This window comes from Oleiphilus sp. HI0066, assembly GCF_001635725.1.
The window spans coordinates 1-1,435 of record NZ_LWFH01001744.1 but is presented as its reverse complement, the minus strand read 5'-3'; the positions used below and the strand labels follow the sequence as shown (position 1 = coordinate 1,435).

Annotated in this window: 1 protein-coding gene; it reads left to right on the top strand. The window is 46.4% G+C overall.

What is annotated here, in order from left to right; all coding sequences use genetic code 11:
- Positions 1-72 precede the first annotated feature (72 nt).
- Positions 73-1,435: aminotransferase class III-fold pyridoxal phosphate-dependent enzyme (locus tag A3738_RS27165; protein WP_068763986.1), on the top strand; the 1,363-nt coding region annotated here is incomplete at its 3' end.

Here is a 1,435-nt window from a genome sequence, read left to right as displayed (position 1 = left end):
ATAGATCAAGACTGCGATGCTCGAAGCTAAGGATTCAGATCTGTTCACAATGCGACAGAGAGGTAATCAAAAATGACTGAACTTACAAGCTCATGGAATCACGAGCAATTTGTGCTGCTAATGATTGCATTAGTGATTATTTACTCGCTCTATCGCATTGCCATCCGTCTGCAATTATCCAAAGCAAAGCACCCGTCTCTACGCGGGCACGCAAAGATGTCAAAGCAGGTAGCTAAACTTCTCCCGTACTATCGATATAACGACGCTAGAGTCTTTAGTTGTGACAATGCGCCGGAGCATATTGCAGCACAACGCCAAGCCAGTTTTAACGATCTTAAAGAACGCTTAACACGTCTATCTCCTAACTCAATCGCTGCAAGCAAAAAACTGGAAGGAAAGTTATCGGATGTCGATTTCACTAACCGTTATCGCGTGCCATTTCAGTTTCGTGCTTTTATGCATAATGAAATGCCTATCGGTCTGATGGCCGATACAACGAGCGGTACGCAGATTCGCGACTTAGACGGCAACTGGAGTTATGACTTAACAGGTGCTTACGGCGTTAATCTTTACGGTTACGATTTCTACAAAGAATGCATGGACGAAGGAATCGCTCAAACACGCGAACTTGGCGCAGCGCTTGGCCCATATCATCCCTTAATCATCAACAATACCGATAAGCTCAAAGACATCTCCGGATTAGACGAAGTGTCTTATCATATGTCGGGCACTGAAGCAGTAATGCAAGCAGTTCGTCTCGCGCATTACCACACAGGTAAGAAACGAACCGTTGTTTTTTGCGGTGCTTATCACGGTTGGTGGGACGGGGTTCAACCCGGCATAGGCAATCCACGAAAAGTGCACGATGTGTATACCTTAAAAGAAATGTCTAACGACACGCTCAGGGTACTTAAAACACGAAAAGACATAGCCTGCGTCTTAGTTAATCCGCTGCAAGCGCTCAACCCAAATGGCGGAAGCAGTAGCGATTCGATGCTGATAGCTAGCGACCGCTCAGCGCATTTTGATAAAGAAGCCTACACAGTATGGCTGAAAGCGCTTCGTGAGATCNGCACCAAGAAAAACATAGTGATGATCATGGACGAGGTATTTCTTGGGTTTCGTTTAGCGAAAGGTGGCGCTCAAGAGTATTTTGGCGTCCAAGCAGATATGGTCACCTACGGAAAAACACTCGGTGGCGGTTTGCCCGTTGGCGTCGTATGCGGCAAAGCAGAACTAATGAAACGCTATAAAGAACACAAGCCGACGGATATATGTTTTGCGCGAGGAACCTTCAACGCACACCCATATGTCATGGGCGCCATGAATGCTTTTCTAAAACGCGTAGAACAGCCGAAGTACTTGATCGAACCAGAGCGCTTAGACAAACAATGGAATACCCGAGCGCGCGTAATGAACGAAGTGTTTCAAGAAG